General features: G+C 70.9%; 23 protein-coding genes and 1 riboswitch. Of the genes, 7 read left to right on the forward strand and 16 right to left on the reverse strand.

Going from position 1 to position 22,679, the window contains the following annotated elements; all coding sequences use genetic code 11:
* Positions 1-221 precede the first annotated feature (221 nt).
* Positions 222-683, forward strand: a complete 462-nt coding sequence (locus AB0L89_RS35210) for a type II toxin-antitoxin system PemK/MazF family toxin (RefSeq protein WP_365150579.1) — start codon at positions 222-224, stop codon at positions 681-683.
* 49 nt (positions 684-732) lie between these two features.
* Here the strand turns inward: AB0L89_RS35210 and AB0L89_RS35215 are convergent, their stop codons facing one another.
* The 10 genes from AB0L89_RS35215 to clpS form a co-directional block, all read right to left on the reverse strand.
* Positions 733-1,686 carry a cysteine synthase gene (locus tag AB0L89_RS35215; protein ID WP_365150582.1) on the reverse strand — a complete coding sequence of 318 codons (954 nt, stop codon included), beginning with the start codon at positions 1,684-1,686 and terminating at the stop codon, positions 733-735.
* Positions 1,687-1,698: 12 nt separating this feature from the next.
* Positions 1,699-1,977, reverse strand: coding sequence for a MoaD/ThiS family protein (locus AB0L89_RS35220; RefSeq protein WP_055696941.1), 279 nt, complete (start codon positions 1,975-1,977; stop codon positions 1,699-1,701).
* Positions 1,978-2,101: 124 nt separating this feature from the next.
* A complete protein-coding gene (locus AB0L89_RS35225) occupies positions 2,102-2,206 on the reverse strand; it encodes a putative leader peptide (protein WP_363251067.1) in 105 nt (34 codons plus the stop codon).
* A gap of 66 nt (positions 2,207-2,272) precedes the next feature.
* Positions 2,273-3,067, reverse strand: coding sequence for an ABC transporter ATP-binding protein (locus tag AB0L89_RS35230; RefSeq protein WP_365150587.1), 795 nt, complete (start codon positions 3,065-3,067; stop codon positions 2,273-2,275).
* Positions 3,064-4,068, reverse strand: a complete 1,005-nt coding sequence (locus AB0L89_RS35235) for an iron ABC transporter permease (protein WP_365150745.1) — start codon at positions 4,066-4,068, stop codon at positions 3,064-3,066. The genes AB0L89_RS35230 and AB0L89_RS35235 overlap by 4 nt, the downstream gene beginning before the upstream one ends.
* Before the next feature lie 104 nt (positions 4,069-4,172).
* Positions 4,173-5,144, reverse strand: coding sequence for an ABC transporter substrate-binding protein (locus AB0L89_RS35240; protein WP_365150590.1), 972 nt, complete (start codon positions 5,142-5,144; stop codon positions 4,173-4,175).
* A 42-nt stretch (positions 5,145-5,186) separates the two neighbouring features.
* A riboswitch (cobalamin riboswitch) is annotated at positions 5,187-5,349 on the reverse strand.
* The gene (locus AB0L89_RS35245; protein ID WP_365150593.1) at positions 5,313-5,735 is read right to left on the reverse strand and encodes a M67 family metallopeptidase; all 423 of its coding nucleotides are present in this window, start codon (positions 5,733-5,735) and stop codon (positions 5,313-5,315) included. It overlaps the preceding riboswitch by 37 nt.
* Positions 5,736-5,834: 99 nt before the next feature.
* Positions 5,835-7,328, reverse strand: coding sequence for an amino acid permease (locus AB0L89_RS35250; protein ID WP_365150596.1), 1,494 nt, complete (start codon positions 7,326-7,328; stop codon positions 5,835-5,837).
* Between the two features lie 341 nt (positions 7,329-7,669).
* Positions 7,670-8,272, reverse strand: coding sequence for a DUF2017 domain-containing protein (locus AB0L89_RS35255; RefSeq protein ID WP_365150599.1), 603 nt, complete (start codon positions 8,270-8,272; stop codon positions 7,670-7,672).
* Positions 8,273-8,390: 118 nt separating this feature from the next.
* Positions 8,391-8,705: an ATP-dependent Clp protease adapter ClpS gene (gene clpS / locus AB0L89_RS35260; RefSeq protein WP_365150602.1), complete on the reverse strand. Its 315-nt coding sequence runs from the start codon at positions 8,703-8,705 to the stop codon at positions 8,391-8,393.
* A 92-nt stretch (positions 8,706-8,797) separates the two neighbouring features.
* Here clpS and AB0L89_RS35265 point away from each other — a divergent pair, with 92 nt between their 5' ends.
* Together AB0L89_RS35265 and AB0L89_RS35270 are read left to right on the forward strand one after the other, a co-directional pair.
* Complete coding sequence (locus AB0L89_RS35265) at positions 8,798-10,126, forward strand: nicotinate phosphoribosyltransferase (protein WP_365150605.1); 1,329 nt, start codon at positions 8,798-8,800, stop codon at positions 10,124-10,126.
* A gap of 149 nt (positions 10,127-10,275) precedes the next feature.
* On the forward strand, positions 10,276-10,860 hold the full coding sequence (locus AB0L89_RS35270; protein ID WP_365150608.1) for an isochorismatase family protein: 585 nt from the start codon (positions 10,276-10,278) through the stop codon (positions 10,858-10,860).
* Positions 10,861-10,915: 55 nt separating this feature from the next.
* On the opposite strand, the gene AB0L89_RS35275 is transcribed toward AB0L89_RS35270, so the two are convergent.
* Together AB0L89_RS35275 and AB0L89_RS35280 are read right to left on the reverse strand one after the other, a co-directional pair.
* On the reverse strand, positions 10,916-11,245 hold the full coding sequence (locus AB0L89_RS35275) for a hypothetical protein (RefSeq protein ID WP_365150611.1): 330 nt from the start codon (positions 11,243-11,245) through the stop codon (positions 10,916-10,918).
* Between the two features lie 147 nt (positions 11,246-11,392).
* Complete coding sequence (locus AB0L89_RS35280) at positions 11,393-13,807, reverse strand: immune inhibitor A domain-containing protein (RefSeq protein WP_365150614.1); 2,415 nt, start codon at positions 13,805-13,807, stop codon at positions 11,393-11,395.
* A 472-nt stretch (positions 13,808-14,279) separates the two neighbouring features.
* On the opposite strand from AB0L89_RS35280, the gene AB0L89_RS35285 reads away from it, so the two are divergent.
* The gene (locus AB0L89_RS35285; protein ID WP_365150617.1) at positions 14,280-14,561 is read left to right on the forward strand and encodes a hypothetical protein; all 282 of its coding nucleotides are present in this window, start codon (positions 14,280-14,282) and stop codon (positions 14,559-14,561) included.
* Between the two features lie 83 nt (positions 14,562-14,644).
* Here the strand turns inward: AB0L89_RS35285 and AB0L89_RS35290 are convergent, their stop codons facing one another.
* A complete protein-coding gene (locus tag AB0L89_RS35290; RefSeq protein ID WP_365150620.1) occupies positions 14,645-15,355 on the reverse strand; it encodes an RDD family protein in 711 nt (236 codons plus the stop codon).
* 75 nt (positions 15,356-15,430) lie between these two features.
* A complete protein-coding gene (locus AB0L89_RS35295) occupies positions 15,431-17,020 on the reverse strand; it encodes an RDD family protein (RefSeq protein WP_365150623.1) in 1,590 nt (529 codons plus the stop codon).
* Positions 17,021-17,286: 266 nt separating this feature from the next.
* Between AB0L89_RS35295 and AB0L89_RS35300 the strand changes: the two genes are divergently transcribed.
* A complete protein-coding gene (locus tag AB0L89_RS35300) occupies positions 17,287-17,760 on the forward strand; it encodes an SsgA family sporulation/cell division regulator (RefSeq protein WP_365150748.1) in 474 nt (157 codons plus the stop codon).
* A 100-nt stretch (positions 17,761-17,860) separates the two neighbouring features.
* Here the strand turns inward: AB0L89_RS35300 and AB0L89_RS35305 are convergent, their stop codons facing one another.
* Positions 17,861-19,231, reverse strand: a complete 1,371-nt coding sequence (locus tag AB0L89_RS35305; RefSeq protein WP_365150626.1) for an FAD-linked oxidase C-terminal domain-containing protein — start codon at positions 19,229-19,231, stop codon at positions 17,861-17,863.
* Between the two features lie 107 nt (positions 19,232-19,338).
* Here AB0L89_RS35305 and AB0L89_RS35310 point away from each other — a divergent pair, with 107 nt between their 5' ends.
* On the forward strand, positions 19,339-20,847 hold the full coding sequence (locus AB0L89_RS35310) for a tetratricopeptide repeat protein (protein ID WP_365150629.1): 1,509 nt from the start codon (positions 19,339-19,341) through the stop codon (positions 20,845-20,847).
* A 34-nt stretch (positions 20,848-20,881) separates the two neighbouring features.
* Here AB0L89_RS35310 and hppD read toward each other — a convergent pair whose 3' ends face one another.
* Positions 20,882-22,030 carry a 4-hydroxyphenylpyruvate dioxygenase gene (gene hppD / locus AB0L89_RS35315; RefSeq protein ID WP_365150632.1) on the reverse strand — a complete coding sequence of 383 codons (1,149 nt, stop codon included), beginning with the start codon at positions 22,028-22,030 and terminating at the stop codon, positions 20,882-20,884.
* A 121-nt stretch (positions 22,031-22,151) separates the two neighbouring features.
* Between hppD and AB0L89_RS35320 the strand changes: the two genes are divergently transcribed.
* On the forward strand, positions 22,152-22,622 hold the full coding sequence (locus AB0L89_RS35320; protein ID WP_365150635.1) for an Lrp/AsnC family transcriptional regulator: 471 nt from the start codon (positions 22,152-22,154) through the stop codon (positions 22,620-22,622).
* Positions 22,623-22,679 lie beyond the last annotated feature (57 nt).

The following is a 22,679-nucleotide window of genomic DNA, read 5'->3' on the forward strand; positions in this document are numbered from 1 at the left end:
GAAGCTGGAACCTCCGCGCTGGCAGGTGACTGACAGAAGAGCCCAGGAGGGCGGGGAAGTGGCTGTGCGGTGCGTCGAGCGTAAGGCGCAAAAGGCCTGGTCGCTCCTCCGTCGCGGGCCGTTGTGGGGGAACTCACCTGCGGTGTCACCGGTTCGGGGGGCTCGTGGGGCGCCCGGGATGCGGTGGGCGGCGGGGGGCGTACGCCGGTACCGTCGTGCGTATGGACACGTCCTGGTGGCTCGCGCTGGCCGCCGTGGTGGTGCTCGCACTGGTCGTCACGCTGGTGGACGGCTGGGGTCGCGGGCCCCGGAAGCGGAGCACCCGGCCGCCGGGCAGGGCCCGGCCGCCGAGGGGGCCCCGGCGGCGGCTGCCCGCGCCGCGGCCTGCGGAGATCTGGTGGGCGAGGGTGCCCTACGAGGACGGGCCCGGCGGCAAGGACCGGCCCTGTCTGGTGCTGGCCGTGCGCGGGGAGACCGCGCTGGTCGCGAAGATCACCAGCAAGTACCACGACGAGCGCGCGGGCGTGATCCCGCTGCCGCCGGGGTCGGTGGGCGACACACAGGGCCGGCCGAGCTTCCTGGAGACGGACGAGCTGCGGGACGTGCCGCTGTGGGACTTCCGGCGCAGGGCGGGGGTCGTGGACCCCGTGCTCTGGGATCAGGTCAGGTATCTGGCGGGATAGCCGGACGCCGGACGGGCCGAGGAGATCGGCCCGTCCGGCGTCCTGAGCCCTACGCCCAGAGCTGGCCCTGGAGCGTCTCGATGGCCTCTTCCGTGGTGGCCGCGGTGTAGACGCCCGTGGACAGGTACTTCCAGCCGCCGTCGGCGACGACGAAGACGATGTCCGCGGACTCCCCCGCCTTGACCGCCTTCCTGCCGACGCCGATCGCCGCGTGGAGCGCCGCGCCCGTGGAGACGCCCGCGAAGATGCCCTCCTGCTGGAGGAGTTCGCGGGTGCGGGTCACCGCGTCCGCCGAGCCGACGGAGAAGCGGGTGGTGAGCACCGAGGCGTCGTACAGCTCGGGGACGAAGCCCTCGTCGAGGTTGCGCAGGCCGTAGACCAGGTCGTCGTAGCGCGGCTCGGCGGCGACGATCCTGACGTCCGGCTTGTGCTCGCGCAGGTAGCGGCCCACGCCCATGAGCGTGCCCGTGGTGCCGAGGCCCGCCACGAAGTGGGTGACCGAGGGGAGGTCGGTGAGGATCTCCGGGCCGGTCGTGGCGTAGTGGGCGCCGGCGTTGTCGGGGTTGCCGTACTGGTAGAGCATCACCCAGTCCGGATGCTCGGCGGCGAGCTCCTTGGCGACGCGGACCGCGGTGTTGGAGCCGCCCGCCGCCGGGGACGAGATGATCTCGGCGCCCCACATGGCGAGCAGGTCGCGCCGCTCCTGTGAGGTGTTCTCCGGCATGACGCACACGATGCGGTAGCCCTTGAGCTTCGCCGCCATGGCGAGCGAGATGCCGGTGTTGCCGGAGGTCGGCTCCAGGATCGTGCAGCCGGGCGTCAACCGGCCGTCCTTCTCGGCCTGTTCGACCATGTGGAGGGCCGGCCGGTCCTTGACGGAGCCGGTCGGGTTGCGGTCCTCCAGCTTGGCCCAGATGCGGACGTCCTCCGAGGGGGACAGGCGGGGCAGGCGGACGAGCGGCGTGTTGCCGACCGCGGCGAGCGGGGAGTCGTAGCGAGGCATCCGGGATCGGGCCTAGCGCATGCCGCCGGCGACGGCCGGCAGGATCGTGACGCTGTCGCCGTCGGCGAGCTTGGTGGAGATGCCGTCCAGGAAGCGGACGTCCTCGTCGTTCAGGTACACGTTCACGAAGCGGCGCAGCTTGCCGTCGTCCACGATGCGCTCGGCGATGCCCGCGTGCCGCGAGTCGAGGTCGGTGAAGAGCTCGGCGAGGGTGTCTCCACTGCCCTGGACGGCCTTCTCGCCGTCGGTGTAGGTGCGGAGGATGGTCGGGATGCGGACCTCGATGGCCATGCTGAGGGCTCCTGTCGGGAGTCGAGAAGTGCAGGTGGCGGGCGCGCGGCGGCGCTGTCGTGCGGGTGGTGCGTGGTCGTACGCGGGTACGGCGCCGCGGCCCACGGCCGTGCGGCGGAACGGTTCAGCGGGAACAGATCGCGCTGGCGAGGCGGCACAGGTCGACGTGCAGCCGCGCAACGAGCAGCAGTGCGCTCGGCGTCTCTTCGCTCACGTCATGGGGAACCATGCGGTCATCGTATCGATTCCCGGTCCGGGTCCTGGAATGTGATCTCAGATACCGGACGGATTCCGTTCAGGATGCGGTCGGAGGGAGATAGACGACGGTCGGGGCGCCGGTGACGGGATGGGTGCTGACCTCGGCCGTCACGCCGTAGACACGGGCGAGCAGCTCGGGCGTCAGGACGTCCTTCGGGGCGCCCGAGGCGACGAGCCGGCCGCCGTCCAGGACGTACAGGACGTCGCAGTAGTACGCGGCGAGGTTCAGGTCGTGCAGGGCGAGGAGGTTCGTCGTGCCCAACTCCCGTACCAGGGTGAGGATGTCGAGCTGGTAGCGGATGTCCAGGTGGTTGGTGGGCTCGTCCAGGACGACGAGGGTGGGCTCCTGCACCAGGGCACGGGCGACCAGGGCGCGCTGGCGCTCGCCGCCGGAGAGCGAGGGGAAGGCCCGGTGGGCGAGGTCGGCGACGCCGACGCGGGCGAGCGCCGCCTCGACCAGTTCCTCGTCGGCGGCCGTGTCCGCCTCCCAGAACCGCTTGTGCGGGGAGCGGCCCATCGCGACGACCTGTCGGACGGTGAGCTCGAACGCGCCCTGCCCGTCCTGCGGCACCGTGGCCAGGCGCCGGGCGCGGGCCTTCGGGGTCATGGTGTGCAGGTCCTCGTCGTCCAGGAGGGCGCGGCCGCGGGTGGGGCGCAGCGTGCCGTAGACGCAGCGCAGCAGCGTGGTCTTGCCGCTGCCGTTGGGGCCGACGACGCCGACGGTCTCGCCGGGGGCGGCGGTGAGGTCGACGCCGTCGACGAGGGCGCGTCCGTCCACTTCGTACGAGAGGTTCTCGGTGCGCAGTGCGCCGGCGGGCTGCGGCCGGGTCATGCCGGGACTCCTTCGGTACGCCGCCGCAGCAGCCAGAGGAAGAACGGGCCGCCGGTCAGCGCGGTCAGCACGCCGACGGGGATGTCCTGCGGGGCGGCGACCGTGCGCGCCGCGAGGTCGGCGACGACCAGGAAGACGGCGCCCATCAGCGCCACGACCGGCAGCAGCGCGCGGTGCGCGGCGCCGACCAGCATGCGGGCGGCGTGCGGCACCATCAGGCCGACGAAGCCGATGGCCCCGCTGTAGGCGACGAGGACGCCGGTCAGGAGCGAGGCGAGGACGAAGACGCCGGCGCGGAAGCGGGCGGTGTCCAGGCCGAGGACGGTGGCGCCCTCCTCGCCCGCGAGCAGCAGGTCGAGGGGGCGGGCCAGGGCGACCAGGAGGGCGGTGCCGAGGACGAGGGCGACGCCGGGCAGGGCGAGCATGTTCCAGCGGGCGCTGCCGAGGCCGCCGAGCGTCCAGTACAGGACTTCCTTGAGGTGGTCGGCGCTGTCGGCGGTGACCAGGATGAGGCTGGTCAGGGCGGTCAGGATGTACGAGACGGCGACCCCGGACAGGATCAGGCGGCCGGTGGCGAATCCCCCGCCGCCGCCCCTGGCCAGGGCGTAGACGAGGACCAGCGAGATCAGCGCGCCCACGAAGGCGGCGGCCGGGATGGTGACGGTGGTCGCGAGGCTCGCGCCGAGGCCGAAGACACCGCCGAGCACGATCGCCACGACCGCGCCGACGGAGGCACCCGAGGAGACGCCGAGCAGGAACGGGTCGGCGAGCGGGTTGCGGACGAGGGCCTGGAGGACGGTGCCGATGACCGCGAGGCCGGCGCCCACGGTCGCCCCGAGGATGATCCTCGGGAGTCTCACGTCCAGCACGATGGTGCGGAACGGGGAGGGTTCCGCCCGTCCCGTGAGGATCTCGACGACCTGGCCCGGGGGGATGCGGACGGAGCCGAGCGCGAGCCCTGCGACCGTCGCTGCCGCGAGGGCTGCGGTGAGGACCGCCAGGACGAAGAGGCGCTGCCCCTTCGACCTCCGTCGATCGCCCTTCGGGCTCGTCCTCGATCGCCGGACGGGCTTGATGTCCCCGGGGTTCGTTGTCTGGGTCCGGATCACAGCTGCGCCGCCAGCTTCCTCACCGCCTCCGGTGCTCGTACGCCTGTCACCGTGTCCGACAGCGGCAGGACCGCGAAGCGCTTGTTCTTGATCGCCGGGACGTCCTGGAGGACCGGGTCGTCGAGGAGGCGCTTCTTCTTCTGGGCGACGCTCGTGGCGCCGTAGTCGAGGATCAGGATGACCTCGGGCCCGCGCTCGACGACCGACTCCCAGGAGGCGTCGCTGAAGGACTTGTCCACGTCGGCGAAGACGTTGCGGCCGCCCGCCCGCTCGATGATGTCGTTGCCGATGCCGCGGCCGCCCGCCGTGAACGCGGTCTTGTCGCCGCTGTCGTAGACGAAGACCTTGGCGGGCTTCTTGCCCTTCGCCTTCTCGGCGGTGGCGGCGAGTTCGCGCTCGGCGCCGCGCACCCACGCGTCGGCGCGGTCGCGCACGCCGAAGGTCGAGCCGACCTCGCGGACCTCGCGGTAGACGTCCTTCATGGAGACGGGGCTCTTGGCGCAGCCCTCGACGTTGAGGCGGGTCTCGATGCCGGACTTGGCGAGCGCGGCGCGGCTGCGGCCGTCGCCCGCGAGGAAGGCGCTGGCGTAACCGCCGTACACGTAGTCGGGGTTGGCGGCGAGCAGCTTCTCGTAGGAGGGGTACTCCTTGGCGAGCACCGGGACCGACTTGTAGGCCTTCGCGTACTGCGGCAGGACCTTGTCGTCGAGGTAGGCGGTACCGGCCATGCGGTCCTTGAGGCCCAGTTCCAGCATCACCTCGGTGGCGTGCTGGTTCATGGTGACGGCGCGCTTGGGGGGTGCGTCGTACGTCGTCCGCACACCGCAGTTGGTGACGGTGTACGGGAATCCGGCGGCCTTGGCCGCGGGCTCGCCGTCGGAGCCTGCGTCGGAGGACGAGCACGCGGCGAGCGGGACGAGCAGGGTGGCCGCGGCGAGCGCGCGTATGCCGGTGTGACGGCGGGACATGGCTGAACTGCCTCCTCCAGGGGATTTCCGCGTCCCCTGCGTTGCGTGGAGAAGGCGGCAGGTCAGTTCCTGACTCCCCCGCCCCGGCGAAGGGGTGGGGTCACAGTGGCGGGACCGTGCCGGGTTCGCACCGGCTTCCTGGCTCCTGCCGCCTCAAGGTTGTCCGGGTCAGTATGCCTGGACGACCTGCACCTCTTCCTCGGTGACCTCGCCCTCGACGATCCGGAAGGAGCGGAACTGGAAGGGGCCCGCGTCGTCGGTGTCGGCCGTGGAGACCAGGACGTAGTGCGCGCCGGGCTCGTTGGCGTACGTGATGTCGGTGCGCGAGGGGTAGGCCTCGGTCGCCGTGTGCGAGTGGTAGACGATCACCGGCTCCTCGTCGCGGTCGTCCATCTCGCGGTACAGCTTGAGCAGGTCACCCGAGTCGAACTCGTAGAACGTGGGCGAGCGCGCGGCGTTCAGCATCGGGATGAACCGCTCGGGGCGGCCGGTGCCCACCGGCCCCGCGACCACGCCGCACGCCTCGTCGGGGTGGTCCTGCCGCGCGTGCGCGACGATCTGGTCGTGGAGCGCCTGGGTGATGGTCAGCATGGCAGCCAGGATAAGCAGAGGGCCCGCACCGTACCGAAGGGTGGTACGGGCGGGCCCGAATGCTGGACAGCGGCCTCTACGGAGAGGTCACGGGGAAGGTCACTTCCGGTCGGCCGGCGCCTCGGCGGCGTCGAGGACGACACCCGTCTTGCGCTTGCTGAACGCGGCGGCCTGCGGGTTGCGGCGCTTGAGGAACAGGTAGGCGACCGTCAGGATCGCGGCCCAGACCGGAGCGGCGTACAGCGAGATCCGCGCGTCCTTGTCGACGCCCATCATCACGATGACCATGCCGATGAAGGCGAGGGCGAACCAGCTGGTGAACGGCGCGCCCGGGGCCCGGAAGGTGGACTGCGGCAGCTCGCCGCGGTCGGCCTTGCGGCGGTAGCGGATCTGGCAGCACAGGATCATGATCCAGGCCCACATACCGGAGATGGTCGCGAAGGAGACGACGTAGTTGAACGCCTCGCCCGGCCACTGGTAGTTGATCCAGACGCCGAACAGCATGAAGCCGGCGGAGACCGTGGTGCCGATGAGCGGCAGGCCGTTCTTCGTGAGCTTCGTGAAGAACTTCGGGCCCTGGCCGTTCATCGCCAGGTCGCGGAGCATGCGGCCGGTGGAGTACATGCCGGAGTTGCAGGAGGAGAGCGCGGCGGTGAGGACCACGAAGTTCACGATCGCGGCGCCGACGCCGAGACCCATCTCCTCGAAGGCCTTCACGAACGGCGAGACGCCGGGCTTGAAGGAGGTCCACGGGACGACCGAGAGGATCATGATGAGCGCGCCGACGTAGAAGACGGCGATGCGCCACGGCACGGTGTTGATGGCCTTGGGCAGGACGGTCTTCGGGTCCTTGGACTCGCCCGCGGTGACGCCGACCAGCTCGACGGCGAGGAAGGCGAACATCACGATCTGCAGGGTCATCAGCGTGGAGCCGATGCCGTTCGGGAAGAAGCCGCCGTCGTTCCACAGGTGGCTGACGGAGGCGGTCTCGCCGGCGTCGGAGAAGCCGATGGTGAGGATGCCGAGGCAGATCAGGATCATGCCGATGATCGCGGTGACCTTGACCATCGAGAACCAGAACTCCAGCTCACCGAAGAGCTTCACGGAGATGAGGTTCGCGCCGTACAGGATGACGGTGAAGACCAGCGCGTACGCCCATTGCGGGAATGAGTCGTGGGTCCAGTACTGCATGTACTGGGCGGCCGCGGTGACTTCGGTGATGCCGGTGACGACCCAGAAGAGCCAGTACGTCCAGCCGGTCACGAATCCGAAGAACGGGCCCATGAATTCCCGCGCGTACTCCGAGAAGGAGCCGGAGACGGGCCGGTACATGAGGAGCTCGCCGAGCGCCCGCATGATGAAGAAGATGACGAGGCCCGCGATGGCGTACGCCAGGATGAGGCTCGGTCCGGCCTTGTGGATGGCCTTGCCCGCGCCGAGGAACAGGCCGGTGCCGATGGCACCGCCGATCGCGATCATCTGGATCTGCCGGGCGCCGAGCCCGCGCTGGTACCCCTCGCCGTCGCCGGACTGGCCGGCGGCGTGCACGGCCTCATTGCCGTCGTGGTGCTCTTCGACCTGCACTGAGGTCATGGTGACGCCTTTCTCCATGCTGATCCGCGCCCGCACATCTGCGTTGTGGCTGCGGATCAGGTCCTGATCCCCCCGGATATGGAATGGAGTGCTACCGGCGGTCTGCCGGCCCGAGCGCCCTCGGCGACATGGGTGGCGTCACCGAGCGGTCGTGAAGATTTATCACGGTGACCAGAGCGAGGGAATGAGCCACTTGTGGCGCAGACCACAGGAAGAAGCGGACAAAATTCCCTTGACGCAATAAACGCGGGCAATGAAGTGACGCGATCGTTATCCGGATTTGAGCATCCGCTGAGCGAACGACCCGCCGGCTGAACAAAAGGTGTCCGTTGCACCCATTTTCAGCCGAGCAACGTCCCCACCAGCGTCTCCTGCAGTCCACCGAGCCACAGGTACGCCATCACCATCGGCTTGCGGGGGTCGGAGTCGGGCAGGCGGAAGAGCAGCTCCGCGTCCTCCTCGTCGGTGACGTCGAGACGCGTGCCGATCGCGAGCCGGAGGTCGTTGAGGGCCCCGAGCCAGTGCCGGGACTCCTCGACCGACAGTTTCAGGACAGCTCCGCCCTCGCCCGAGGACGCCATCGAGTCGAGCGAGCGGATCACGACCAGGGCGTCGTCGCGCTTCTTGGCCCGCAGGTCGTTCTCCGTGAAACGGCGGAACTCGGCCGAATACGCCCGCAGTTCATCCGGGTCGCCGGCGCCCTCCGCGCCCTCCGGGCCGCCGTAGGCGTCGGGCAGCAGGCGCCGCATCACCGGATCGGCGGGCGGCTCGCTCGGCCCCTCCGCGAAGAGCTCCGCGAGCGGGTCGTCGGAGGCCTCGCCCCCGGGGCCCGGACCGATCAGCTCCAGGAGCTGCACGGCGAGGGAACGGATGATCGAGATCTCGACCTCGTCGAGCGCGACGGCGGCGCCGCCCCCGGGAATCGGTTCGAAGTGTCCTGGCATCAGTTGAGTCGCTGCTTCCGGTCCGTCCGCCGCTCGGCGGGCGCTGCTTGGTGGGCGCCGCTCCACGGGGGCCGCCCGGTGAGGGCCGCTCCCCGGGCGGGCGCCGCCCGGTGGGACGCTACTTGCGGTCCTGCTGGAGGGTGGCCCACAGCCCGTACCCGTGCATGGCCTGCACGTCGCGCTCCATCTCCTCGCGCGTGCCGCTGGAGACGACCGCGCGGCCCTTGTGGTGCACGTCCATCATCAGCTTCGTGGCCTTGTCCTTCGAGTACCCGAAGTACGTCTGGAACACGTACGTCACGTAGCTCATCAGGTTCACCGGGTCGTTGTGGACGAGCGTGATCCAGGGGACGTCCGGCTCGGGGGCCGTGAACGTCTCTTCGGCCGATTCCGGTCGGGTGATCTCTGCGGGAGCCGTACTCACACGCCCCATGCTGCCACCCCGAGGGGGGCCTCGCACAAATGGCCTCCCGTGGACGCCATTGAAATCGTCAGAGTGACGAGATGCGGGGTAGCATCCCTCGTATGAACACAGCGGACCTTGGCCTGCCGGTGGATGTTCCGTCGACAGCGCTCTTCACGGACCAGTACGAGCTGACGATGCTGCAGGCCGCGCTGAAGGCGGGCACGGGCGACCGGCGTTCGGTCTTCGAGGTCTTCACCCGCAGACTGCCCGAGGGGCGGCGCTACGGCGTGGTGGCCGGAACCGGACGGGTCCTGGACGCCGTCGAGAACTTCCGCTTCGACGCGGGCGTCCTCGGCTTCCTGCGCGAGCGCGCCATCGTCGACGAGGCCACCCTGGAATGGCTCGCCGGATACCGCTTCAGCGGCGACATCTGGGGCTATCCCGAGGGCGAGGTCTACTTCCCCGGCTCGCCGCTCCTGCGCGTCGAGGGCTCCTTCGCGGAGTGCGTGCTCCTGGAGACCGTGATCCTCTCCATCCTCAACCACGACTCCGCCATCGCGGCCGCCGCCTCGCGCATGTCCTCGGCCGCGGGCGACCGTCCGCTGATCGAGATGGGCGCCCGCCGCACCCACGAGCTGGCCGCCGTCGCCGCCTCCCGCGCCGCCTACGTCGGCGGCTTCGCGACCACCTCGGACCTGGCCGCGGGATTCCGCTACGGCATCCCCACGGTCGGCACCAGCGCCCACGCCTTCACGCTCCTGCACGACAACGAGCGCGACGCCTTCCGCGCCCAGGTCGACTCGCTCGGCCGCGGCACGACCCTGCTCGTGGACACCTACGACGTCGCCGAGGCCGTCCGCACGGCCGTCGAGGTCGCCGGGCCCGAGCTGGGCGCCGTGCGCATCGACTCCGGCGACCTGCTGCTCGTGGCCCACCGGGTGCGCCAGCAGCTGGACGACCTCGGCGCCACGGACACGAAGATCGTCGTGACCTCCGACCTGGACGAATACGCCATCGCCTCGCTCGCGGCGGCGCCCGTGGACGCGTACGGCGTGGGCACGCAGCTCGTCACCGGGTCCGGGCACCCCACCTGCTCCATGGTCTACAAGCTGGTGGCCCGCGCCCACTCGGCGGACCCCAAGGCTCCCCTGGAGCCGGTCGCGAAGAAGTCGCTCGGCGCGAAGTCCTCCATGGGCGGCCGCAAGTGGGCCGCGCGGCGGACCGACGCGCAGGGCGTCGCCGAGGCCGAGGTGATCGGCACCGGGCCCGTCCCCGCGGACCTCGCCGACCGGCAGCTCCTGGTCGAGCTGGTCAAGGGCGGCGAGGTCGTCGCCCGCGAGCCGCTGGACGCGGTGCGCGACCGGCACGCCGCCGCCCGCGCCGGCCTGCCGCTCTCGGCGACCCAGCTGTCCCGGGGCGAAGCGGTCATTCCCACCGAGTACGCGTGAACCGGGCCGGTTGGGAGTGAACCCGGCCGAGTCCGTGTGAACCGACGCCCGGCGCGGCGCGGTGCTCCGGCCGGGTGCTTCAACCGCCCCTTCCCGACCCATACTTGAAGTCTCTACGCTCGAAGTCTCCCAGGAGAAGGACACCGACCATGCGCCGCGCACTGATCGTCGTAGACGTGCAGAACGACTTCTGCGAGGGCGGCAGCCTCGCGGTCGCCGGCGGCGCGGACGTCGCCGCCGCCATCACCGAGCTGATCGGCCAGGCCCCGGCCTGCTACCGCCACGTCGTGGCCACCCGCGACCACCACATCGAGCCCGGCTCGCACTTCTCCGACCACCCCGACTACGTCGACTCCTGGCCGCCGCACTGCGTGGCGGGCACGGAGGGCATCGGCTTCCACCCGAACTTCGCCCCCGCGGTCGCCTCCGGCGCGATCGACGCGGTCTTCGACAAGGGGGCGTACGCGGCGGCGTACAGCGGCTTCGAGGGCGTCGACGAGAACGGCGTCTCCCTGGCGGAGTGGCTGCGGGCCAGGGAGATCACGGAGGTCGACGTGGTGGGGCTCGCGACGGACCACTGCGTGCGGGCCACGGCGGTGGACGCGGCGCGGGAGGGGTTCACCACCCAGGTGCTCCTCGACCTCACCGCAGGCGTCGCCGAGGAGACCACCGAGCGGGCGCTGGACGAGCTGCGCGCGGCCGGTGTGGAGCTGTCCGGGAAGCCGGTCGTCTGACCGCCACGGGGCTCCGCCCCGGGCCCCGCTCCTCACCCGCCGGAGGGGCCGGATCTCACGTCCAGGAAGGGCTGGCCCTCCCGCCCTGTCTCTTCAGCGCCCTGATCGGGTGCCACAGCTCCCGCGCGTCGTCCGGTGCCGTCCGCCATATCAGGCCGTCCGGGTGGTGCAGCACCGCCGTGACCTCGTCCGGGGTCGGCGGCTGGCTGTTGCCGCGCAGGTAGACCGCCCGCAGGCCGAGATTGCGCAGCCTGGTCAGGGCCCTCGCCCGGTTCACGGCGTGCACGATCATGCGGACCGTGCCGCCGCCCGGCGACGGGTTCGGCAGGGTCAGCGCCACCACCACGCTGCCGTTCGGCAGCTTGCAGAAACCTCCTGCGGACATGCTTCGTCACACCCCCGTGAGACATCGCACGAGATCCCTGGCCGGACCCCGCGTCAATAAGAAATCCACAGCCAGCACCTAAACACGATCGGCCGCCGCCCGCTAGAGGGCGACGGCCGATCATGGCTTGACCTGCGATAACGCTAATTACTTCGTCGAGGGACCCACCTGGACCGTGATCGAGGAGCCATCCTTCGGCTGCTTGATGATCTTGATCTGAGTGTTGGTGTCAGTGACCTTGACACTTCCCGTGGGGTTCTCCTTGTACCAGTAGGTGCCCTTGCGGTCGTCGAAGACCGAGACACCCTTCTGGGACTTGACCTTCAGCGCCACGTCCGCGTTGTGGAGCGTGAGCTTGTCCGTCGCGTACTTGCTGAACGGCGCGTCGAACGGCTGGATCTTGTTGCGCAGGAGCGTGCCGTCCGTCCACTTCAGCGGCTTCGCGTGCGCGTCGACCGGAAGGATCAGACCCTGGCCGGGGTGCTGGCTGGTGTTGTTGTCCTTCTGCGAGGTGTCCCACTGCCAGACCATCAGGCCGGTCTGGTACGGGTAGTGCTCGACCCAGTCCGGACGCGACTTCGAGAAGCCGAAGTTGTACGGGCCGACCTTCAGGGTCTTGTCATAGGAGACGTACTGACGGTTCTCGGCGAGGTAGTACTGGTCGTACTTCTTGGTGAAGGACTCGCCGATGCGCGAAAAGCCCTTGGCCGTCCAGCCGTTGTCGTCGCCCTCGGCACCGTCCTCGAAGAGCTTGGTGCCGTCCGCGGTGACCGCGAGGGCGTCGGCCGCGAAGCCCTTGCCGCCCGCGCCGCCGTCGGTGGAGTAGCGGAAGCGGACGTCGATCTTCTTGCCGGCGTAGGCGTCGAGCGGGAAGACCAGCTTCTTGTACTTCGCCGAGGCGCCGGTCAACGCGGGCTTGTCGCCGGCGTCACGGGTGATCGGCTTGCCGTCCGCGGTGCCGTCGATCGGCGTCCAGTTGGCGCCGCCGTCCGTCGAGACCTCGGTGTAGAGGTAGTCGTAGTTGGCCTCGATGTCCCACCAACCGTCCAGGGACAGCTCGGCCTTGGACTTGCCGGTCAGGTCGACCGGGCGCGTCAGGGTGTTCTTGAGGTCGTCGCCCTGGTCGCTCCACCACTGCTTGGCGCCCTCGGTGGGCTTGGTCACCGTGGTGGTGACGGACTTCTTCGGCAGGTCGACGACGAGCGCCTGGCGGTGGCGGGTGTTGTACTCCGAGACGCCGAGCTTGTGCTCGGACGTCGTCGCCGCCTTGGCCTTGGCGTAGTCGAGCCAGCCCAGCTGGAACTTGTCCCAGGCGGTCATGTCGCCCGGCAGGTCACCGATGGCGTCCTTGCCGGTGCCGAGCCAGGAACCGGCCGACATCAGCGACCAGAAGCCGACCGAGTTGTCGCCCTTGCCCGAGGTGTCGTACAGGTCGGGCAGGCCGAGGTCGTGGCCGTACTCGTGGGCGAAGACGCCGAGGCCGCCGTTCTCCGGCTGCATCGTGTAGTCGCCGACCCAGATGCCCGAGTCGCCGATCTGGGTGCCGCCGGCCTTGTTGTTCGAGGGGCCGGTCTTGCCCGCGTCGTTGCCGTAGGCGTACCAGCGGTGCGCCCACAGGGCGTTCTCGCCCTCGGCACCGCCGCCGGCCGACTCGTCCTCGCCCGCGTGGACGATCTGGAAGTGGTCGATGTAGCCGTCGGGCTCGTTGAAGTCGCCGTCGCCGTCGAAGTCGTAACGGTCCCACTGGTCGTACTTGGCGAGGTCCGTCTTGATCTGGGCGTCCGTGCGGCCCTTGGCCTTCTGGTCCTTGGCCCAGGCGGTCACGCCGTCCTTGACCGCGTCCCAGACGTTCGGGCAGTTGGTGTCGCCGCAGTAGTTCGAGCCGTAACGGGCCTCGTTGTAGTCGACCTTGACCCAGTCGGAGACCTCACCGTCGACCGAGTAACGGCCCGAGGAGGTCTTCTCGTAGTAGGTCTTCAGGGACTCCTTCTGCTTGCCCTTGGAGTCCTTGCCCTTCCCGAAGTACAGGTCCTGGAAGTGCTTCTGGTCGTAGTCCTTCTGCCAGGCCGTGCTGTTGTCCTTCGCACGGTCCGGCTTGGCTATCTTGTTGTGCAGCGGTCCCGGCTTGCCGCCGTACTTCTTGACCGGCTGCTCCGGGCCCTCGGGGCCGTCGGGGTCATACATGGTCGTGTCGTCGACCTTGTCCCCGAACTCCACCAGGATCGTGAAGATCTTGTCGGTCTTCTCCCGGCCCAGCTCGACGTACTTCTTGTCGTCGAGCTTGACGACCTTGGAGGCGCCCTTCTTCTGGACCTTGGCGTCGCCCGCGACGACCTGCTGCAGGGCGGCCTTGCGCTGCTGCGCCTGCTGCTTGCTGAACGGCCCGTCCAGATCGTGGTCGACCTGGGCCTTGGTCCTCGACGGGTCCTGGCGGTCGACCGCCGGTGCCCCGCCCGAGGTGCCGGTGTCGGCCGTCGCCGTCGCCGCCGAGTACATCGCGGCGGCCGCGGCCATCGCCACGGCCACCGCGGTGGCTCTGAACGTCCGTGTTCTGGCTGTCACTTGATGAGATCCTCCCCCGCGCCCGCGCGAAAATGGCCGGACCGAGATCCCGGTCGGAGGAGGTCCGCGCGCGATGTACGCGTCACAAGTGACGACATTCGACCGGAAGTACGGGAGAAAAGACAGACCTTGACTTGAACAGGCCAAGTGCACTATGCAGACCCCGAGGTCCGCTATCCGGACGTGGGTCACTCCCCCATGGAGAAGGTCAACAGGCGCGCCACACCGTCCACTTGGTGGACGTCATGAACCCGTGCGCCCCCTGTGCTCCGGCACCGTGGGTAAGGTCACGCTTACCGCTCGTTCCCGTCGGGCAGACAGCGGAATAGAGTCAATGGAACAAAGCCAATCGACGGTGCGCCACAGCGCGAGGCGACACATCCCAAGTCGTCGCCGTCGGGGACCCTTTGATTCGCAAATGACCAGATCACCATCTGCTGTCCCGAGGACGGATCCCGTCATGCCTCGTCCCATGCCTCGTCCGACCGCCGCGCAGATCGCCTACGGCGCCGTGACCGTCGTCTTCTCCACGCTCGCCATGCTGCTTCTCTCCCAGACGAGCTCAGGCGTGGGAATCATGGTGATAGCCCTTGCCGCGCTGGGCCTCGGCTTACTCGTCGCCATGACGGTCCCCTTGCCGAGGCCGGCCCCCACGGCCGCCCGCGCGTCGTCGGGGCCCGCCCGCGCGCAGGACCGCGTCCCGGCGCAGCGCGCCGTCCTCGCCGAGTCCGTGCGCGAACCCGCGGGTCCGTGACACGAACCGGCGGGCCCGTGGATCACGAGCCCGCCGGACGCAAGAACGCCGCCATGTCCGGGTGACCCCCGGACCAGCACCTGTCAGACGCTGACCACCACCGTCTTGGCGGCCTTGTCGTGCAGGCCCTGCTTGTACGGCTTGTCGAAGAAGCTCCAGCCGCCGCTGATCGCCGTCCAGATGCAGGCGCAGCAGAAGGCGAACGGCAGCCAGAGCACGGCCGCGCGGGCGAGCGCGGTCTGCATGCTCGGCGTGGCACCGTCGTTGAGGTTCGCGACGCGCATCCCCAGCCACTTCTTGCCGAGGGTCTGCCCGGACTTGGAGACCATGAAGGTGTCGTACGCGATGTAGAGCACGGCGGCCACCAGGGACTGGCCGAACGACTTGCCCGTGTTCACCTTGTCCGGGTCGATGTCGTACTCGGCCGTGCCGAAGAGCCACGACAGCAGGCTGACGACGATGCCCACCAGAATCATGTCGATGATGCGGGCGAGCACACGCTTTCCGCTGTCGGCCAGGGGAGGCATTCCGGCGAGGGGATCCCCTCCGCCGTAGCCGCCCTGTCCACCGCCGTAGGGGTCGCCCCCATAGGGCGGGGGCGGCGCGCCGTAAGGGGAACCATCACCTCCGCCGGGCGGCGGGGCGGCGCCTCCCGGGGGCGGGCTGCCGTAGGGCGAGCCGCCGCCCGGGGGCGGGGTGTCGTAGGGGGACCCGCCGCCCTGCGGAGGCTGCGGCGGCTGCTTCTTGAACGGGTCGTCGTCCGGCGGCGGGTACTGCGGCGGTTCGGTGCTCATGGCCCGAGTCGACCGCGACGGCCCCCGCTCCGCATCCGGCGAGCGGCTGACCGGGTTACCCGGCGGCCGTCCGGGTCACCCGGCGCTCACCGCGACGAAGGTGTTCGCCGCCTTGTCGTGCCAGCACTGCCGCCACGGCCGGTCGAAGACGCACCAGAGCACGCCGACGACGCCGATCACCAGGACGCCCGGCACGCTGTACACCAGCCAGCGCTTGAGCGCCGCCCCGAACGCCGGAGCCTCGTGCTCCTCGATGTCCCGCACCTCGATGCCGCACACCTTCTTGCCGAGGGTGCGGCCCCACTTGGCGGTGGGCAGCGCCTCGTACACGACGCCGAAGAGCAGCAGGACGGCGAGGATGATGCCGAGGTAGCCGGCCGTGGTGCCGTCGAGGAGCCAGACGGTGGTCTGCTCGCCGGAGAGCTTCGCCGCGTCGATCTTGCCGTCGATGTGGTCGGCGGCCCGGGTGCCGAGCGGCAGCGCGGCGGCGCCGGTGACGGCGGCGAGCACGACGGTGTCGACGAGCCGTGCGGCGAGGCGCCTGCCGAGCCCGGCGGGACGGGCCGCGGCCTGGGCCTGCGCGACCGCGAGGAACGGGTCCTCGGCCACCGGCTTCCAGGGCACGACGGGCTGCCCCTCGTCCTGCTGTCCTGCGGGCGGCGCGGCCGGTGACTGCGCGAGCTGGTGGACCTGCTGGGCCCAGGAGGGCGAGCCGCCGCCGGGCCCGGTGGTGACGGGCGCGGGCGGGCCGCCCTGTTGCGGCACGGCGGGCTGCGCGGGCGCGGCACCCGGCTGGGGCTGCGACGGGGGCTGGGGCTGCGCGGCGGCGGGCGGCTGCTGCGGTGCGGCGGTCTGCGGGGGTACGGAGGTCTGCGCGGCGGCGGTCTGCGCGCCCCGCTGCCCGGACTTGGGGCGGATCGCGCGGATCGCCATGGTGCCGTCGGTGCCGGCCGATGCGGCGGGCGTGGCCTGCCCGCCGGGCTTCTGGGCCGCGGGGGCGGACGCCGAGGGCCGCACCGGGCCGGTGGGCCGGCGGAACGTCACGGTGCCCTCGCCCGAGGGCGTCGGCTGCGCGGCGGCCGGGGGCGTGCCGGCGGGCTTCTCGGTGCCCGGCTGCGCGGCGGACGGCTGCGGGGTGCCCGGCCTTATGGCACGGATCGCGACGGTGCCGGGGTTGCTGTCGTCGGCCCCGGGCTCCGGGGCCGCGGGGGCGGCCTCCGCGCGGGGCGCGGCGTCGCTGGGCACGCGCGGGTCGGCGCCCTGGCCCGGCGGGGAGCCCCAGGACACCCGGCGCTCCTGCTCGCCGCCGAGGCCGGACTGGCGGGCGGCGTCGGCCTGCCAGGCGGAGGCGGGCTCGGGCCGGGCGCCGTGCTGGTCGGCCGGTTCGGGCTGCGCGGCCTGCCCGCCCTGGTCGGGACGCGGGTCCTCGTCGAAGAAGTGCGGGCCCGTCTCCTCCACGGCGGGCGGCCCCGCGGCCCCCGCGCCCGCTCCGGAGCCCGCGCCGGGCGGGGCCGGCAGCGGTTCGCCGTCGGACGGCGCGGGACGGCTCGTACCGGGGACCCAGGCGGCACCGTTCCAGTACCGGACATATCCGGGAATGGACGGGTCGGGGTAGTAGCCTTCGCGCGGCCGGTCGTCGCCTGGGGCCGGAGTTGGGGCGCTCATGTCCGTCGTCCCGTATCTGCTCGGGGGTCTACTGGAGGCTCCACATCTATCAGACCGGCGTGTCCCACCGGGCGGGTCCCGCCCTTCGGACCACTTTCCGGGCACGCTCCCCACACATCCCCGGCGCCCCGCGCACCCCCTCCCGGGCGCCGCCGCGAAGTCCCGTGAAGAAATTTTCCCGAACCCGCGTAATGCTCCGGCGATCTCGCGCTCTCCACTCGTACGGGTCCGCTCCCAGGGCCCCACGACGAAAGGAAGAGAACGTGATGCACTCCGTGGTGGAACGCGAGCTGGAGCTCAAGCTGGTCCTGTCGCCGGAGCGGGCCATCCCCGTCCCGGCCCGCCTCACCTACCGCACCGACGACCCCTACGCCGTCCACATCGCCTTCCACATCGGCTCCGAGCACCCGGTGAACTGGACGTTCGCCCGTGAGCTCCTGGTGGAGGGGGTGTTCCGGCCGTGCGGCCACGGCGACGTGCGCGTCTGGCCGACCAAGGTGGAGGGGCGCAGCGTCGTCCTGATGGCGCTCAGCTCGCCCGACGGCGACGCCCTCCTGGAGGCGCCGGCCGCCGCCGTGTCCGCCTGGCTGGAGCGGACGCTGCGGGTGGTCCCTCCGGGCTCTGAGTCCGAGCAGCTCGGCATCGACGACGGCCTCGCCGAGCTGCTCGCCCCCACCCCGGCCGACGACCTGTGGCTGCGCGACCCGTGGCCCTCGGACGAGTCCAAGGACGGTGAGTGAGCTCCGCCGCCACGGGGGCGAGCGCGGAGCCGGTCAGGAGACGGACGCGGAGACGGGGAAGGAGCGAGCGGGACGGAGAGCGACGGATACGGAGACGGACTCAGAAGAGCTTGCCCGGGTTGAGGAGTGAGTGCGGGTCGAAGGCCGCCTTGACGGCCTGCTGCATCTCCACTCCCACCGGGCCGATCTCGCGTGCCAGCCACTCCTTCTTGAGGACCCCGACGCCGTGCTCGCCGGTGATGGTGCCGCCGAGCTCCAGGCCGAGGGCCATGATCTCGTCGAAGGACTCGCGGGCACGCCGGCCCTCGTCGGGGTCCGCCGCGTCGAAGCAGACGGTGGGGTGGGTGTTGCCGTCGCCCGCGTGCGCGCAGACCCCGATGGTCAGGTCGTACTTCTCGGCGATGCGCTCGACGCCGTCGAGCATGTCCGCGAGCCCGGAGCGCGGCACGCACACGTCGTCGATCATCGTCGTGCCCTTGACCGCCTCCAGCGCGGTGAGGGAGAGCCGTCGTGCCTGGAGCAGCAGTTCGGACTCGGCGGCGTCCTCGGCCGGCACCACCTGGGTGGCGCCCGCCGCCTCGCAGAGCGCGCCGACGGCGGCGAGGTCGGCCGCGGGGTCCGCGGTGTCGAAGGCCGCGAGCAGCAGCGCCTCGGTGGTCTCCGGCAGGCCCATGTGCGCGAGCGCGTTCACGGCCTTCACCGTCGTACGGTCCATCAGTTCCAGCAGGGACGGCACGTGGCCGCCCTCCATGATCGCGCACACCGCGTCGCAGGCCGCCTTCGTCGAGGCGAACTCGGCCGCGAGGACCAGCTGCTGAGGCGGCTGCGGCTTGAGGGCGAGGACCGCGCGCACGACGATGCCGAGGCTGCCCTCGGAGCCCACGAACAGCCGGGTCAGGTCGTATCCGGCGACGCCCTTGGCGGTGCGGCGGCCGGTGCTCATGAGCCGTCCGTCGGCGAGGACGACGTCGAGCCCGAGGACGTACTCCGCCGTGACCCCGTACTTCACGCAGCACAGGCCCCCGGAGGCGGTGCCGATGTTCCCGCCGATGGTGCACGTCTCCCAACTGGAGGGATCCGGCGGGTAGTACAGGCCGTGCTCGTTGACCGCGCGCGAGAGCGTGGCGTTGACGACGCCCGGCTCGACGACCGCGATCCGGTCGACGGGGCTGATCTCCAGGATGCGGTCCATCTTGACCAGGGACAGGACGATGCAGCCCTCGCTGGCGTTCGCGGCGCCGGACAGGCCGGTGCGGGCGCCCTGCGGGACGACCGGGACGCGCAGCTCGGTGGCCGTGCGCATCACGTGCTGGACCTGTTCGACGGTGCGCGGCAGGACCACGACGGCGGGGGTGCCCGCCTCGCAGAAGCTCGCCATGTCGTGGGAGTACGAGGAGGTGACGTCCGGGTCGGTGAGGACCGCCTCGGCCGGGAGGCCCTCCTGAAGGCGTTCGATGAGGGTGCGGCTCATGATCACAGCCTCGCACCCGGGGCCATCGGTGTGAACCCGTGTGCGACGCCCTTCCACATGCCGGGATGTGCTCTTCGTATTGAAGTGCCTGACGCACAGTGAGGTCCATGAAGCCTTCGGTGAAGCGTGTGCTGATCGGCTCCGTCGCGGGGAGCGTGGTGCTCGGCGGCCTCCTCGTGCTGCTGCCCTCGGACGACAAGGACGCGGCGCCGCCCGTACTCGGGCCCGCCGGGCGGGCGATGGCGGCCGTGGGCGCGGGCGCGCCAGCCGCCCTGCCGGACCTGACCGCGCTCATCGCGGAGCGCGAGGCGCATCTGCGGGCGCACCCCGGCGACGACCAGTCCTGGGCCGTGCTCGGTTCGGCGTACGTCGCACGGGGCGTACGGACCGCCGACGCCGCGGCCTACCCGAAGGCGGAGAACGCGCTGCGCACATCGCTGAAGGCACGGCCCGAGGGCAACGCGGAGGCCCTCGCGGGGCTCGCGGCGCTGGCGAACGCCCGGCACGACTTCCGGGCCGGGAAGATGTGGGGCGAGCGCGCGGCCAAGTCCGCGCCGAAGCGCTGGACCTCGTACCCCGCGCTGATCGACGCCTACAGCGGGCTCGGCGACGCGAAGGGCGTCGGCAGGGCCCTGGAGTCCCTCCAGGAGCTGGGCTCGGGCCCCTCGGTGATGGCACGGGCCGGGCAGGTATACCGCGACCGCGGCTGGCGCGAGGACGCGAACGCCACGCTCACCGACGCCGCCGCGCTCGCCGAGGCCCCGGCGGAGAAGGCGGCGTGCCTGTTCCGGGTCGGGGAGCTGGCGTGGGAGCGGGGCGAGCCGACGGAGGCGCTGCGCTATGACGACGCGGCGCTGGCCGCCGACCCCGACCACCATCCCGCGCTGGCGGGCCGGGGCCGCGCCCTGGCCGCGCTCGGCCGCTCCTCGGAGGCGCTGCACGCCTACCGCTCGGCGCTCGCCCGGCAGCCGCTGCCCCAGTACGCCCTGGAGCTGGGCGAGTTGTACGAGTCGCTGCGGCTGGGTCCGGCGGCGAAGGCGCAGTACGACCTGCTGCGCACGCGCGTGAAGGAGGAGGGCGCGGGCGGCGTCAACAACGAGCGGGTCCTCGGGCTCTTCGAGGCCGACCACGGGGATCCGGGCGCGGCGGTGGAGCGGCTCACCGCGGAGTACAAGCGGCACGGCAGCCCGGAGACGGCGGACGCGCTGGGCTGGGCGATGCACCGGGCCGGGGACGGCGAGGCAGGCCTCAAGCTCGTCACGAAGGCGATGGACAAGGGGCCGCGCAGCGCGCTGTTCGCCTTCCACCGGGGGCAGATCGAGCGGGAGCTCGGGTACTACGGGGCCGCGCGGCGCCATCTGGGCGAGGCGCTGCGCATCAACCCCTCCTTCTCGCCGCTGGGCGTGCCCGCCGCGAAGGCCGCGCTGGCGGCGCTGGGGGACCCACCGGAGGGTGGGCCCGCCCAGATGTACGCGCCCCGGCCGGTGACACCGCGTAAGGCGGCGCCCCGTCAGGGGCGCGGGGAACTGCGCGACCAGCCCCCACCGGCCCGCGGCCGGACCGGGACGCCGAATCGCCGGACGGGTCCGGGGAATCCGAGCCGGTCCGGCGATTGAGGACGAGCCGGTCGCAGCCCGCGATCGACGGCGCCTAGAGGTTGCCGCGCTTCTCCTGCTCGCGCTCGATCGCCTCGAACAGGGCCTTGAAGTTGCCCTTGCCGAAGCCCATGGAGCCGTGGCGCTCGATCATCTCGAAGAAGACGGTCGGGCGGTCCTGGACCGGCTTGGTGAAGATCTGCAGGAGGTAGCCGTCCTCGTCGCGGTCGACGAGGATCTTCAGCTCGCGCAGGGTCTCCACGGGCACGCGGGTCTCACCGGCCCACTCGCCGAGGGTGTCGTAGTACGAGTCGGGGGTGTCCAGGAACTGGACGCCCGCCGCGCGCATGGTGCGCACGGACTCGACGATGTCGTTCGTGGCGAGCGCGATGTGCTGGACGCCCGCGCCGCCGTAGAACTCCAGGTACTCGTCGATCTGCGACTTCTTCTTGGCGATGGCCGGCTCGTTGATCGGGAACTTCACCTTGAGGGTGCCGTCCGCGACGACCTTGGACATCAGCGCCGAGTACTCGGTCGCGATGTCGTCGCCCACGAACTCCTTCATGTTCGTGAAGCCCATGACCTTGTTGTAGAAGCCGACCCACTCGTTCATCTTGCCGAGCTCGACGTTGCCGACGCAGTGGTCGATGGCCTGGAAGGTCCGCTTGGCCGGCGGCTCCACGATCGGGTTCGCGGTCACGAAACCGGGCAGGTAAGGGCCGTCGTAGTCGGTGCGCTCGACCAGGGTGTGGCGGGTCTTGCCGTACGTGGCGATGGCGGCGAGGACGACCGTGCCGTTCTCGTCCTTCTCCTCGTACGGCTCCGTGATCCCGCGGGCGCCGTGCTCGACGGCGTAGGCGTACGCGGCCCGCGCGTCCGGCACCTCGATGGCGAGGTCGACCACGCCGTCGCCGTGCTCGGCGACGTGGGAGGCGAGGAAGGTGCCCCACTCGGTGGAGGCCTTGATGACGGAGGTGAGGACGAAGCGGGCGGAGCCGTTCGTGAGCACGTAACTCGCGGTCTCGCGGCTGCCGTTCTCCGGTCCGGAGTAGGCGACCAGCTTCATGCCGAACGCGGTGGAGTAGTAGTGCGCCGCCTGCTTGGCGTTGCCCACGGCGAAGACGACCGCGTCCATTCCCTTGACCGGGAAGGGGTCGGCCTCGCGCGCGGTGTCGGGGGTGGTGTGGGTGGTGGTCTCAGTCATGTCCCGAGGCTCCCGCCGATCCACAAGGTGCGCAATAGTTCGCGTTTTCAGTGGTCAATCTGTCCAGGCACTGGCCAGGATGGGCGGGCTATCTGTACATCATGACCATCACGGAGGCGTCATGGCGATCGATCATCTGGACGGGAGACTCATCGTGCTCCTGGCGCGGGAGCCGCGTATCGGGGTTCTTGAGGCGTCCCGCAGGCTCGGCGTCGCGCGCGGCACGGTGCAGGCGCGCATGGACCGGCTTCAGTCCAATGGAGTCATCCGGGGCTTCGGGCCCGAGGTCGATCCGGCGGCGCTCGGCTACCCCGTGACGGCCTTCGCGACGCTGGAGATCAAACAGGGCCAGGGGGCGGACGTACGGGCGCATTTGACGTCGGTCGCCGAGGTCCTCGAGCTGCACACCATCACGGGCCACGGCGACATGCTGTGCCGCCTCGTGGCCCGGTCGAACGCGGATCTCCAGCGTGTGATCGACCGGGTGGTGGGTTTTGATGGCATCGTCCGGGCCTCCACGGCGATCGTCATGGAGAACCCCGTCCCGCTGCGGATCATCCCGCTGGTGGAGCAGGCGTCCGAGGACCCCTGAGGCAGGGCCGCCGACCCGCGCGCACGAGAGCCGACCGCCGACCCGAGTCCACGACCG

This window comes from Streptomyces sp. NPDC052114 (assembly GCF_040680155.1).
Lineage (GTDB): Bacteria > Actinomycetota > Actinomycetes > Streptomycetales > Streptomycetaceae > Streptomyces.